Origin of the sequence: Sulfuricurvum sp. (assembly GCF_031427015.1) — a bacterium.
Classification (GTDB): domain Bacteria; phylum Campylobacterota; class Campylobacteria; order Campylobacterales; family Sulfurimonadaceae; genus Sulfuricurvum.
Genome location: NZ_JASJOW010000003.1, coordinates 535,990 through 548,594, shown reverse-complemented (window position 1 = coordinate 548,594; position 12,605 = coordinate 535,990). Strand labels below are relative to the sequence as shown.

Here is a 12,605-nt window from a genome sequence, read left to right as displayed (position 1 = left end):
CTATGTCAACACTTCACTCTACATTGGACAAACACTGGCTCTGGAAAGAGGTATATACCAAACTGGATATCTCCTCCCCAGCCTATCAATACTGGAATGATACACGCCATATTAAACTTAATCGGTATATTTTTCTTGAAAAACATACCCTCCCCTCAAAATATTCGTATATCGAAGAGGATTTAACCGATCTCACAGGTTATCTTCCGACCCAATACGCAGCAACACAGCTTGGTATTGACAGTCATATCTTCGGCTACAAAAAAATGCGGTTATACAATCAATTCGAGTATAAATTTGTGAATGATATTAAATTTGTCAATCTCAAACGGTTTTTTCTTGAAAACGGGATTAAAATCGGTAAAAAAAGCTATGTCCACTTAGCCCGTTTGGATGATCTTATTATTACGGCGGATTCACGCTTTTACCGAATCGACGATAACTACGGAGTCGTTGTCTACGATTGACGCTTTGCCCAGCGCGGAAAGAATCGCGACGGTGACAAAATAGGACTCAATTCTTTCCCTTCTACTAAAAACGCACTTAATCGTTTCGACAGATACGGTGCAAGTACAAATCCATACCCTCCTGAACCGTTAATCATCGTAAGATTCGGATAGTAGATATATTCCGATGACTCAACCTTTTCACCGTGTTTCAGATGAGGGTATTTCTCTAGCGTTGCCTCAGCATCAACAAGGTTTCCCAGCATGGGGAGATAGTCGTTTGAGCCTGAACGCAATCCCGTATAGTCTTTTAAGATATTAATATTATTTAATTTTAAAGTTTTTGAAGCTTTTTCGAGGAGTTGTGCTCTCCCCTGCTCCATATCATACGCTTCGCCTGAAAATGGGGAATAATGGACATCATGAGTAGCCCCGATGGCTACTATCCCCTCCTTGGTCGTAGGGGAAATAGAGACATGGTGATGGAGGATGCAGGGGATGTGGGTAGAGGTCTCACTATCGATCCTGTGCCCCCATATTCCGCGTAATCCGACGTAGTCGATGGGGAGAAGTTTGGGATAGGCACCGATAGTGAGAACGAGGTGTTTGGCTCGCAGTTCACCGACCTGCCATAAACCGTCGGTTTGGATGAGACTTTCGACCTTAATCGGATAAAAATCGATCCCCTCCACCATCGCATGACAAACCCCCTGCGCATCGACAACGGCACCGATGTCAAAATATATCGAAGGGGAGATTAGTGCTTCATCGCTCAGGAGACTTTGAATTTTATGGGGAATATTGGAGTGCTTTATATGTGTTTCATCCTTGAAAGATTCAACTTTTTCACCCTCTTTCGGGCTATTGGCAATATGAAGGAGCGGTTTTACGAGGGTAAACTGAGGAAAATGGGTCGTATAAAAGGCTAATGCTTCAGCATGTGCTTCAGCCATGATCTCTTTAAGCTCTCCGGCTTTGGAGATTTTAGGCGAGATAAATGCCCCCGCCGCACCGCTCCCGCCAGCAGCGATGCCGTCTTGGTCGATCAGAGCGACGTTTAGCCCTGCATGTGAGAGAGTATAGGCGCTACAGCAGCCGTTTATCCCTGCACCGATGATGATGACATCATAAATCATTGCGAATCAGTATTAATGTTTCTTTGAGTGTATGAATATAGTTTTTACAGACATCAAATACGATTTCAGCATTCAGATCAAAATAGTGGTGACTGATAATATCACGTAAACCTGCTACCTCTTTCCATGAAATGATAGGGTAAGAGGCTAATAGTTTTTTGTCGGTCTCTTTATCGATATTTTTGACACTTTCACCTATAGCGATTAGTTGCATACATATCGAATCAAGTTTCTCTATCCCTTCTTCGCTATCTAAAAAATCATCGATACTTTGAATGGGGCGAAAACGGTTTTCAACTCTCTCACATGAGAGAATCATTTGATTTATAATGTCTTTGACGAGTTCCGTATTAAACACGGATTCCCTCTTCAAGAATTGTTTTTTTTAAATAAGGATTCATCCGATCGCGCAGTTGAACAAGATCGACTTTAGTATTGAGACGTTCTTGAATATCCTGCATGATTCGAATTAATAAAAAAGCGTCTGTTTTTTCGAGCTTTACTGCGACATCGATATCACTACCGATATGGTTAGTATGCTTTGCATATGAGCCAAAAAGATAGAGTTCGGGGAGGTGATAACGCTCTTTGATCTGTTTGAGTGTTTCAATAACGGTGCTTTCAGACATTATATTTTCCTCCCACAAATTTTTCAGAAAGTATAACATGAAGTTGATGGAAAGTGGATTCACCCTAAAGGGCACTTTGCCCAATCAAGTCGGGAACCTCGAAGAGGTTCTTGTGCCCTTTGGGGATAACGAGAAAGCTAGAGGGTGATATTTTTGATGTCGGCAATCGAATAAATCTCGGCGTAGATCATCCCGACCAACGCTTTACGGTTAGCACGGACGCTCAAATCTTCGGCATTAACCATAACATTGTCGAAGAAGTTATCCAATGGGGCTTTGAGGGCGAACAATGCATCCAAACGCTCTTCGAGGGTTTTGTAGCTCGCAGAGATAGCTGACGTTGCGGCAGAGTATAGATGACGCTCCGCATCGTTTTCAAAGAGTGATTCGTTGACGCTGAAACCTTTGTCCATCGCTTCGTCTTTGAGGATGTTGCTGACCCGTTTAAAGGTGGAGAACGCTTCGATAAACGTCTCTGACGATGCGATAGATGAGATGGCACGGATTTTACGGTCGATTTCGAGCACATCGAGTTCGACATTAGCATCTTTGGCAACGACCGATTGGATGATCGATGGATTAACACCGACGTACGCTCCCGCTAGACGTTCGATGATAAAGGTTTCTATGTTCTTTTTGTACTCTTTGCCTTGCGGATAGAGCGATGAGAGTTGATCGATCAAGGTGGAGAAGTTGAGAGGGATTTGGTGCGCTACGGCGATTTTGATGATCCCGTTTACGGCACGGCGAAGGGCGAACGGATCACGTGAACCTGTCGGGATCTCACCGATGCTGAACATACCAATGAGGGTATCGAGTTTCATCGACATAGCGACGATGGCACTGAGCATTGTACTTGGCAACGCACTCTCTTCACCGCTTGGGAGATACTGCTCTTTAATCGCCGTGGCTACTTCAGTGGATTCACCCAGCGCTAGGGCATAGTAATACCCCATAAGTCCCTGTAGCTCGGTAAACTCATACACCATCTCAGACATCAAGTCCGCTTTTGCCAACTCCATTGCCCGCTCTAAATGGTCAGGATTAATATTATCATATATGAGATTGGCAATGGTCGATGCAACCACTTTTTCGCGTTTGATCTTCTCCGCTAATGTCCCCAACCCATTCATAAAGACAACTTTTTCCAATCCTGCCGTACTAAGCCCTTTTTTGAGGTCGTTACGGTAAAAGAAAAGTGCATCGGAGAGGCGTGGACGGAGAACCCGCTGATTTCCCTCGATGACATGACTGAAATCATCGGTAAGGGCATTGGAGACCACGACGAATGCGTTGATAAGTTTTCCCTCTTTGAAGACAGGGAAATAACGCTGATGCTCTTTCATCGAGGTGATGATAACTTCAGGAGGGAGTTCGAGGAAACTTTCGTCAAAACTTCCCAAAAGCGGTGTCGGATGTTCGGTAATGGCGACGACTTCATCGAGCAAGTCTTCGTCGATCTCGATAGAGATGCCGTTTTCACGTTCGAGTGTAGCGAAATTGGTCAAGATCGATTCACGACGGCTTTGGGGGTAAAGATCGACGGAACCCTCTTTGAGAAGATCGAAATAATGATGGATAGAGTTTACTTTTTTGGCTTCGAAATGGCTAATACGGTGGACGTAGGTCTCTGAAGATGAGCGGACACCGAAGAGTTCCATATCGACCAATTCTTCACCTAAAAGGACATTAACCCAGCGGATCGGACGGATAAAGCTCTCATGGCTTGATCCCCAGCGCATTGATTTACCAAAGCTCAAGCTTTTGATCCACGTATCGATCATTTCACCCAAAATCTCAGTGCTATCTCGTCCCGCGATGGTTTTAGAGAAATAAAGAACCTCTTTACCACCCTTTTCTGAGCGGGAGAGTTGATCGAATTCTACACCGCATTTTTTGGCAAAACCAAGTGCCGCAGGGGTAGGAACTCCGTCTTTGATCGCGATCTCTACGGGTGCTCCGAAGAACTCTTCAACGCGGTCGTCTTGGCGGGTTTTGAACTCGCGGTGCCATAGTACCAAACGGCGCGGTGTGTAGTAGAACTCAAACTCCCCTAAAAGAGCATTTTTTTCCAATACGGCTACCCATTTTTTCTCAATCTCAGCGAGTTCTTTGAGGAGTGGTACAGCCGGAAGTTCTTCGACACCGATTTCAATCAAAAGAGGTTTTAGCATAATCATTTATCCATCAATCATTTTTAAAGGCCGATTTTACCCCTATAATGGTTAAAAATCGCTGTTGCTTTGGAAAAAATTAATTCAGAGATAAAGTATCTTATTTAGGTTTGATTAAAAGTTTTGAGTTGTACAATGTCCGCATTATATTACATACAATAAGGAACAAAAATGCCAACAATTAACCGTTACGTCGATATCAGCACTGTAGATCGTGAAGCGAAAAAAGATTATATCGACCGTCACTCTCCGTTTATTCACTGTGCTTCAACTGCAAAAAAAGGTGAAAAACTTGCGGTAACCGTAAAAATGGGGAACGAATATTCTCATCCGGATGATTTCGATCACTTTATCGCTAACATCGCACTTTACAACGGTGAGACATTGCTTGCTCGTGCTGATTTCGTCCCGGGAACACTCGGAAATGAAAAAAATCATGCAGAAGTGACCTTTAACATCGTTCCGACAGGTAAAAAATTGACTTTAGTAGCTCACGGTTACTGTACCAAACACGGTGTGTGGGAATCTACACCTGTGGAAGTTGAAGTAGAAGAAGCTTCTGCTTGCTGCGGCGGCGGTCACTGTTCGTAAGTACTTCGAACAACCAACCCCTAAAGCCCTTTTCTTGGGCTTTAAAACTTTCTGCTTAAATTTTCATCTGCAATTAATAGATATATAAAAGATTATCTATGTTAAAATCCTTAATATATCAATCGTGTAATACCTAGAAAAATAAAATAATAAAGACAAGTGCTAAAATGGATTCTGATATCTTAGAGCGTGTGAATGAACTCGTAAAAAAGAGCTATTATACCTTTGACAGATTTGAGGTCGATGCGACATTCGCATTGCTTTATCATGAAAAACCTCTTAACCCAAATGAATTGGCAAAATTTATTAGACTCTCAGACCATTTATTACAAATTGATGCAAACCACTATTTTATAATTTTCTCATTTACTTCTCAAAAAAATGCCTACAAAGCATCACAAAATATTCTTTATAAATTGGATACCCATTTTAATGATCATAGCTCATTAATCGCAATGGATATCCTGAACCCTACTAAATCTCCCCCAAGTGTTTTAAATCGATTAAAGCAAATTATGACTGAAATCCATAAGAACAATTTTGTCCGTATCGAAACGGAAGATATCCTCGACAGATAAAAAGGGCTTACTCTCCCCTCTTTAGCTCCTTTTAACCCCTTGTTCTTTATACTCTTTTTAAATTCATAGAAGTGAAACCCGTGGACTCTTTTCAAAATATAGCACTCCTCGAAAACCTGTATCGATTGAAATCACTCGGGTACGATTATGTCGATCCTATTACCCCGAATATTCAAGCAACCTCGAACACCCTACCGGATTCTTTGCACACTTTAGGAGAGAGTATTTCACAGTGCTATTTGTGCGATTTGAGTAAGTCACGGCGTCAGAGTATGCGTGGGTACGGAAATGAGCGTGCACAGTTGCTTTTTGTCGATGCGTATGTTTCTGCCGCAGAAGATGAATCCTCCGAATATTATGTCGGAAGATCAGGGGTAATGTTGCGAGATATGATTGAAAAAGTGTTGAACCTGAAAGCTGAAGAGGTCTATTTTACCCATGCGGTAAAATGCAAACCATTCGGCTTTCAAATCCCCTCACACAGTGAATGCAGCAGCTGCTCTCCGTTTTTGCTAAAGCAATTTGAATTGATAAAACCGCGAATCATTGTGACACTCGGTCCTGATGCTTTTAATATAGTGAGTGGAGAGAGCGGGGATTTTGAACGTATGCGCGGCGAGATTATCCCTTACGGCGATGCCTTACTTATCCCGATGTATCATCCCCTCTATCTGGTTAGAAATCCATCTCTTAAAAAAGAGGCATTTCGTGATTTGCAGACCATTAAAGGGCAATTGTCGTGATAGTTGCCCGAATAGTGATAGCTCTTTCTCTCTTTTTCTTTGTCGCTTCAGGAAAAACGATCACTATTCAAAATACTTTGGAACGTGAAAATAATAAAACAACGCAGATGCTATCAAAAGAGCCGATTAAAATTGCGGTTCTCTCTTCTCCTAAAGTGATCGGTAGATACTCTCAATCGGTGTTCAACGTCGCACTAGCTACTTTAATGAGTCGTAGAAATAATGACTTTGAAATCAAACGCTATGATTTGGAAGATGAGTCTGAAATATCTTTTGGAAGGATACTCGAAGAGATACATCGTGATGGTATGGATGCCATACTCGCACCGCTCACCGTTGCAGGGGCTAAAAATCTGATTGCTTTACAGAGTGATTTACCTATCTTTATCCCCACGGTACACAAGCGTGAACTCCCCTCCGCACCTGAAAATATTGCATTCGGAGGGATTGATTATGTGGCTCAAATCGAAGCGCTGCTTCCGTATATGGGGGATTCGATTGCAATATTTTATGATAGCTCTCCCGTAGGTTTACAGCTAAAAGCATCGACCGAAGAGATTTTTTTGTCGCATAACAGCGAAAAGAAGAAAATTGCTTCGTATCCGGTAGATCTTAAAGGTGAGAATATTATCACCCATCTCTCTAAACCTTCGGCGTTTAATAAAACCAGTGTCATCTTGCACATTCCGGTCGTTAAAAGCGCTATTCTTACGGCACATATGACTTTTAGCGGGATAAAAGAGCGCAATATCCTCTCAACCCAAATCAATATTGATCCTAATCTCCTTACCCTCACCCAATATCAAGATCGGAAAAACATGATTCTAGCCAATTCATTGTTGGAGTTTCCTTCGGCGATTTATGAGTCTAATGCCCTTATGCAAAATGATATTACGGTAGATTGGATCCAATACGCCAGCAGTGTCGGGATCGATTATCTTGTCTGGGTTTTGGATAGTTCACCCAGAGAGTATACGATGCGTCTGATCCATTCTCAGGTAATTTATCCTGTTGAACTCATGCGTGCGAAAGAGTTTGGTTTTGAGCCCGTTGCTTCACGATAAAACGTTATCGCTTGAAAAAGTCGGTATTTTTTCCCATTTAACACCGGATCAACGTGCTCAAATTGAGCGTATCGGTCTTATTCGCCATTTCAGTGAAGGTGAGATTATCTTTTATGAAGGGGATGAGAGCCATTATTTTCATTTACTGATCGAAGGGGAAGTTTCTATCTTTAAAGTGACTGCTACAACCGAGACGATGCTTATCCACCGCTTTCATGCACCATCTTTGATCGCGGAAGTGGCAACCCTAAAACAAATCCCCTATCCCGCATCGTGTGAAGCGACACAGCCATCTATCGTGCTTAAAATATCGAGAGACCCGTTTCTCAAACTTTTGCAAAACGATCCTTCGCTGAGTATTGCTTTGATCGCATCCCTTACCCAAAAAATCTCCGCATTGGAACATTCATTACAGCGTCACACTGCACCTAACGCATTGGCGAAAGTCGCACGGCTCATACGAGAGGACTCCAATGCGTTTCAACGTTTGAAGGGGATTGAAATAGCACATTTACTGGGTATCACTCCCGAAACACTTTCTCGTATGATTAAAAAACTTAAATCTGAAGGGATCATTACCCTCTCTAAAACCGAGGGGATAAACCTTTTGTTAGCGGATAAACTCGATACCTATTGCGGATAATAATTTTCCTTTAAGAGAAGCAGTGATAGAGTTAATGTATCTATAAATGAGGAGCATCCGATGGGTAAAAGAGGAATTTCACTTCTACGCGGAATCGAAGCACAAACCGTCTATGAGTTATTAAATAAAGCATACTGTGATGAATGGCTTGCCTACTATCAATATTTTATCGAAGCGAAAGTGGTCAAAGGGTTAATGAAGGATGCCGCTATTGTGGAACTTACCCAACATGCTGCGGATGAACTTCGTCATGCGACGATGGTATCTGATCGTATTATCCAGCTCGGCGGAGTCCCTGCTTTGCATCCGGCGGAGTGGCTTACCAATTGTAACTGTGGATACGATGCCCCGACGGAGCCAGATGTACGCAAAGTACTGGAACAAGCGATCAAAGGGGAACAGTGCGCGATCAGTGTCTATTCCAACATCCTCGATATCACACGTGAAAAAGATATTATCACCTATGATCTCGTCTCTCAAATTTTGGCGGATGAAGTAGAACATGAAGAGGATCTTCAAGCGTTATTTGACGACATTGAAGAGTTTATCGAGCAATTTAAGAAATAAGAATGAAGCAAACGTTTTTTTTCGCTTTACTTTTAGCCGTTTCGCTTCACGCGGCGGATATTTTGGATTTAGTGGGATTGTTGGATCGTAATGATACGCAAACCTTTATCACACGCGTGCAAACGTTAAACGATGCCAATGCCGCACGTGAAGATAACAATAAAACGATATTAATGTATGCGTGTTGGGTCGGTAATGCGGATGCCGTCAAACATCTCATCTCTAAAGGTGCGGATGTCAATGCACAAGATACAGGCGGTGCTACCGCTTTACATCTTGCCGCGTGGAAAGGGAATACCCCTATCGCCTTGTATCTTCTTGAAAACGGCGCTTCAGGGCAGAGTATGAGCAAAGAGGGGATGACTCCACTCGATATTGCGATAATGCAAGGAAATCAAGAGATTGCCGCCGCCATCGAGAAAGCGGCTCCAAAGCTCAAAAAACTGCTATAACGCGGATAAAAAAGCTTTTTCTTCCGGAGGGATTTTTGCCATATTCCCTCCAAAATCGATATAAACCAATACGATTTTCATCGAAAAAAGCTTCTCCTCACCTCTAAAAACTTCCTGCAAAAAGGTAAATGAAGCATTTTTAATCTCGATTAATGTCGTTTTTACCTCTAAAATATCCCCGAATTTGGCACTTTTGAGATAGTCTGCCTCGATATGTTTGGCGACAAAATGTCCCCCCTCTAATATCGGAGAACGCCCCGTATCAAAAAAGAGTTGACTTCTCGCCCGTTCGCAAAAGTTCAGATAGTTGGAGTGATAAACCACCCCACCGACATCGGTATCTTCGTAATACACGCGTATTTGCATTTTAAACCTTGTGATTCAGGGATTATTCACCCTTATTTTCATAGTGAGAAAATACCATTTTAGCCCTTAAGTAATGGCTAGCTATTTATCTAATACTCTTGCATGTTAAAATATGTGTAATATTTTATAACAGTAATAATATATTTAAATTATTAAGTATAATTTTACTCTATTACTTTTATAATCCAAGTTCTTATTAATAAGATAGCAAAATGAAATGTATAAACAAGTAACCTCTCCTCTTTAGCCGTAACTAAATTTAGAATTAGGAAGTAAAAATGGTAGTGAACAAATGGATTTTTTTGGCTTTATTGGTAGGATCGTCTGCATTTTCACAGCCATTCGTTCCGCCAAAGAATATGGAGTTATTCGGCAAACAGTACACATTGGTGTTTCAGAATGAAAATGCTGATGTAGCACTCTATGAATATACAACTGACAATGAACTAGTTGAAAACTGGACGCATCTTATTACATTAATAGCCTATAAATATAAAATGAATGTATATCAATTTCTCAATGCTACTAAACAAGGGGTTAACACTCCGTATCATGTACATTTCAGAAATGAGAATAATGGATATGCATTGCTCGTCTATGAACCATCTCGAGAACATTTACATTATGAAGCAGACGTTAAAAAAAGTTTTCATATTGAGAAATGTGATGGTACGATTGAGTTGCAATACGGCATACGAAAACCAGTTTTTAACCAGTTTTCTAAAGAAGAGAATCAAGATGCAATTAAAGCTTTAATGCTGCAGCTTACACAAGACTCTCAGCAAATAGCTAAAGATCAATGGGTGCCAACATGCGAGTAAAATATTATATTAAAGCATTTGTTGGAAGTATACTATTTACTGGATGTATGACGATGTCTGGGTATTATAATGTGGATGCGTATAACTCATCGGGTGAACTTTTGAACAAAAATAGAGCAATGGTAGTACAGGGATCAAGTATTTACGCTGCACGAAATGGTATGTGTTCAGCTTTTCCAAAATCTGTCATTATTATCCGCGATATTAAGACAGGAGAACAACTTTCGGGTGAAAGTCCATATCAATGTCGATAATTTTCGATCTTCCATCGCTTTGGAAAGAGTAATGAGTTATAGTTATCACCTGACCCCTTTTTCGAAACTGTAATCGAGAAAACGAAATGAAAAAAGCACTTCGTTATTTAATTATTGGTTCTTTTTTGTATGTTGTTTTCATGCTTTATATAGTATCTACTAATAAATATTTTTCATATAGCGAGATGGATATAAATAAAGATGGATTTATTCATCCAGGAGAACTGTCACACTATACCGAAGTGGGTACAAGAGTGAGTTGTAATAGTTATGCCAGTAACTCTTCAAAAGAGAAATGCATATTTGAAGTTTTTTCACTAAAAGATGGATTAACACTAAAAGAGTTTTCAATGGATCGTAATAGTACAACCTATCCAGTTCCACCATCTCAATATCATTACGATAGAAGATGATACGATTTATTAAATTTTTAATACAAAAATTAGTTGATTATATCAATACAAGTAAGAATGAATATAAATATGACATAGCGCAAACCATCGTTATTTTGGTCATATTTCCTATAAATTATTTATTTTTTCACTATATTATACATAGTACTTCTACAGCATGGATTGTATTGTTTTCTATAGGTAGCGGCAGACTTCTTAACGCATGGATTATGGAACGGCATAATTGTGATTTTGGAGAAGGATGGAATACAACTTTAAGCGTGCCATTACGATATATGAGCTATTCGGCTGTTATATTATTGACGTTTATCGCTTTCTTTATGTTGTTACGAGATGGCTACGAAAATTATTCCGTCACCGACCGAATAAAAGAAATATCAAATAAACCTGCATATAAGGTTTCAGAGAAAAACGAAACAAACACTACCATAAAATCTATGTATCAACCATCTTTTCCGACGGTACAGTTACACCAACCATTAAAGGAGTAGATCAAGAGATATTACAGGTATCTATCACAATGTAAGCATCAAAAAACTAATAACACAAAGGGAAAAAATGAAAAAAGCGATTATATGGTTAATGTTGATAATGTCGGCATTTGTACTGATAGGATGCAGTTCAAAAGCACCTCAAGTACCATTAGAGCCAATGAGTGAAAAGTTGCGATTTGAGAAAATTACATTTCAATTTGATCAGAAATATCCAACTAAGATTCAATATCAGTCACCTGAAGCGTTAGAAAAGCGGATAAATGACAAGATCATAGTTTTGATGGTGGAAAAAGGATTATTGAGCAATGATACATCCATGGATACATTAAAGATTGACGTAGGCTATTACAGAGGATTTGTAGGGGAAGGCATACCATTGCTAGCGACTGAGTCACTTGCACCACCTACCGTAGGTTTTGATATACGTGTAATTAAAGGTGAAAAAGAGATACGAATGATTAAGAGATACAATTTGATGTATGATGGTGGTTTACTTGCCAATCTAAGTGTTATGGCGGGTGCCAATCGAGATAATGAATATGAAAACAAAGCTGCGGACGCTTTAGCCAAAGAGATAGTCAATCGGATTGAAAAATTACGATAAAACGAAAAGCTGTCCCGTCCCAAAGAAAAAGGGGACAGGCTAATTTCTTAAGCCTAAATACTCACCCGATCTTCCATCGCTTTGGTAAGTGAGAGAACATCGACATTTTCCAAACTTACTCCCGTCGGAACTCCCTGCGCTATACGACTAAAGCGTACATCACACTCCATAAGTTTGTCCTCGATATAGAGCATAACACCTTGGTTGGCGATAGAGGGGGTAAGGGCAAAAATAATCTCTTTAATTCCGCTTTTGACAATCCCCCGAAGATGAGAGAGATCGAGTTCTTCAAGAGAATCCAAAACAAAATAACGTCCGTCAAAAAGTCCGTTTTCTTCGAAGGTTAGAATATCTTTGGCATTTTCAACGATACAAAGGATTTCGTGATTGCGCCGTTCATCACTGCAAATCGAACAAAGCTCATCTTCACTCAGCCCTCCGCACGAACGGCATTTTTTCAGGCTTGTGATCGCATTTTCGATGGCATGGGCGAGTTTGAGCGCGCCGAAACTGTCATGCATGACCATATGATAGGCTAAACGGGTTGCCGATTTTTGTCCGAGTGTAGGAAGCTGTTGCAAGGCGTCAACGAGGCGGTTAAATTTCTCTAGGGAACGTTTCATAGTCGTA

General features: G+C 40.7%; 18 protein-coding genes. 12 read left to right on the top strand and 6 right to left on the bottom strand.

The features are described 5' to 3' along the window. Nucleotides 1-2: 2 nt before the first annotated feature. Nucleotides 3-467 carry a hypothetical protein gene (locus RMO68_RS08045; protein WP_310440212.1) on the top strand — a complete coding sequence of 155 codons (465 nt, stop codon included), beginning with the start codon at nucleotides 3-5 and terminating at the stop codon, nucleotides 465-467. On the opposite strand, the gene RMO68_RS08040 is transcribed toward RMO68_RS08045, so the two are convergent. The 4 genes from RMO68_RS08040 to glyS all read right to left on the bottom strand — a co-directional run bounded on the left by RMO68_RS08040 (nucleotide 458) and on the right by glyS (nucleotide 4,385). Next, nucleotides 458-1,582: an FAD-binding oxidoreductase gene (locus RMO68_RS08040; protein WP_310440211.1), complete on the bottom strand. Its 1,125-nt coding sequence runs from the start codon at nucleotides 1,580-1,582 to the stop codon at nucleotides 458-460. The two genes, RMO68_RS08045 and RMO68_RS08040, sit on opposite strands and share 10 nt — an antisense overlap. Then, on the bottom strand, nucleotides 1,572-1,940 hold the full coding sequence (locus RMO68_RS08035) for a HepT-like ribonuclease domain-containing protein (protein WP_310440210.1): 369 nt from the start codon (nucleotides 1,938-1,940) through the stop codon (nucleotides 1,572-1,574). Before RMO68_RS08035 ends, RMO68_RS08040 begins: the two co-directional genes overlap by 11 nt. Continuing rightward, nucleotides 1,933-2,211, bottom strand: a complete 279-nt coding sequence (gene mntA / locus RMO68_RS08030; RefSeq protein ID WP_310440209.1) for a type VII toxin-antitoxin system MntA family adenylyltransferase antitoxin — start codon at nucleotides 2,209-2,211, stop codon at nucleotides 1,933-1,935. Before mntA ends, RMO68_RS08035 begins: the two co-directional genes overlap by 8 nt. Before the next feature lie 137 nt (nucleotides 2,212-2,348). Next, the gene (gene glyS, locus RMO68_RS08025) at nucleotides 2,349-4,385 is read right to left on the bottom strand and encodes a glycine--tRNA ligase subunit beta (protein WP_310440208.1); all 2,037 of its coding nucleotides are present in this window, start codon (nucleotides 4,383-4,385) and stop codon (nucleotides 2,349-2,351) included. A 171-nt stretch (nucleotides 4,386-4,556) separates the two neighbouring features. On the opposite strand from glyS, the gene RMO68_RS08020 reads away from it, so the two are divergent. The 7 genes from RMO68_RS08020 to RMO68_RS07990 all read left to right on the top strand — a co-directional run bounded on the left by RMO68_RS08020 (nucleotide 4,557) and on the right by RMO68_RS07990 (nucleotide 9,023). Beyond that, nucleotides 4,557-4,976: a class II SORL domain-containing protein gene (locus RMO68_RS08020; RefSeq protein ID WP_310440207.1), complete on the top strand. Its 420-nt coding sequence runs from the start codon at nucleotides 4,557-4,559 to the stop codon at nucleotides 4,974-4,976. Nucleotides 4,977-5,143: 167 nt separating this feature from the next. Beyond that, a complete protein-coding gene (locus RMO68_RS08015) occupies nucleotides 5,144-5,554 on the top strand; it encodes a hypothetical protein (protein WP_310440206.1) in 411 nt (136 codons plus the stop codon). Nucleotides 5,555-5,634: 80 nt separating this feature from the next. Further along, complete coding sequence (locus tag RMO68_RS08010; RefSeq protein ID WP_310440205.1) at nucleotides 5,635-6,297, top strand: uracil-DNA glycosylase; 663 nt, start codon at nucleotides 5,635-5,637, stop codon at nucleotides 6,295-6,297. Then, complete coding sequence (locus RMO68_RS08005) at nucleotides 6,294-7,361, top strand: hypothetical protein (protein WP_310440204.1); 1,068 nt, start codon at nucleotides 6,294-6,296, stop codon at nucleotides 7,359-7,361. Before RMO68_RS08010 ends, RMO68_RS08005 begins: the two co-directional genes overlap by 4 nt. After that, entirely contained in the window at nucleotides 7,339-8,004 is a 666-nt protein-coding gene (locus tag RMO68_RS08000) for a Crp/Fnr family transcriptional regulator (protein WP_310440203.1), read from the top strand. The genes RMO68_RS08005 and RMO68_RS08000 overlap by 23 nt, the downstream gene beginning before the upstream one ends. Nucleotides 8,005-8,064: 60 nt before the next feature. Next, entirely contained in the window at nucleotides 8,065-8,571 is a 507-nt protein-coding gene (locus RMO68_RS07995) for a ferritin-like domain-containing protein (RefSeq protein ID WP_310440202.1), read from the top strand. Nucleotides 8,572-8,573: 2 nt separating this feature from the next. Then, the gene (locus tag RMO68_RS07990; RefSeq protein WP_310440201.1) at nucleotides 8,574-9,023 is read left to right on the top strand and encodes an ankyrin repeat domain-containing protein; all 450 of its coding nucleotides are present in this window, start codon (nucleotides 8,574-8,576) and stop codon (nucleotides 9,021-9,023) included. On the opposite strand, the gene RMO68_RS07985 is transcribed toward RMO68_RS07990, so the two are convergent. Further along, nucleotides 9,018-9,389: a YbgC/FadM family acyl-CoA thioesterase gene (locus RMO68_RS07985; RefSeq protein ID WP_310440200.1), complete on the bottom strand. Its 372-nt coding sequence runs from the start codon at nucleotides 9,387-9,389 to the stop codon at nucleotides 9,018-9,020. The two genes, RMO68_RS07990 and RMO68_RS07985, sit on opposite strands and share 6 nt — an antisense overlap. 278 nt (nucleotides 9,390-9,667) lie before the next feature. Between RMO68_RS07985 and RMO68_RS07980 the strand changes: the two genes are divergently transcribed. The 4 genes from RMO68_RS07980 to RMO68_RS07965 all read left to right on the top strand — a co-directional run bounded on the left by RMO68_RS07980 (nucleotide 9,668) and on the right by RMO68_RS07965 (nucleotide 11,975). Beyond that, nucleotides 9,668-10,210 carry a hypothetical protein gene (locus RMO68_RS07980; protein ID WP_310440199.1) on the top strand — a complete coding sequence of 181 codons (543 nt, stop codon included), beginning with the start codon at nucleotides 9,668-9,670 and terminating at the stop codon, nucleotides 10,208-10,210. Nucleotides 10,211-10,550: 340 nt separating this feature from the next. Next, entirely contained in the window at nucleotides 10,551-10,877 is a 327-nt protein-coding gene (locus RMO68_RS07975; protein ID WP_310440198.1) for a hypothetical protein, read from the top strand. Beyond that, nucleotides 10,874-11,368 (top strand): hypothetical protein, encoded by a 495-nt coding sequence (locus RMO68_RS07970; protein WP_310440197.1) that lies wholly within the window; start codon nucleotides 10,874-10,876, stop codon nucleotides 11,366-11,368. The genes RMO68_RS07975 and RMO68_RS07970 overlap by 4 nt, the downstream gene beginning before the upstream one ends. A gap of 67 nt (nucleotides 11,369-11,435) precedes the next feature. Then, entirely contained in the window at nucleotides 11,436-11,975 is a 540-nt protein-coding gene (locus RMO68_RS07965; RefSeq protein ID WP_310440196.1) for a hypothetical protein, read from the top strand. 53 nt (nucleotides 11,976-12,028) lie between these two features. On the opposite strand, the gene recR is transcribed toward RMO68_RS07965, so the two are convergent. After that, on the bottom strand, nucleotides 12,029-12,598 hold the full coding sequence (gene recR, locus RMO68_RS07960; RefSeq protein WP_310440195.1) for a recombination mediator RecR: 570 nt from the start codon (nucleotides 12,596-12,598) through the stop codon (nucleotides 12,029-12,031). Nucleotides 12,599-12,605 lie beyond the last annotated feature (7 nt).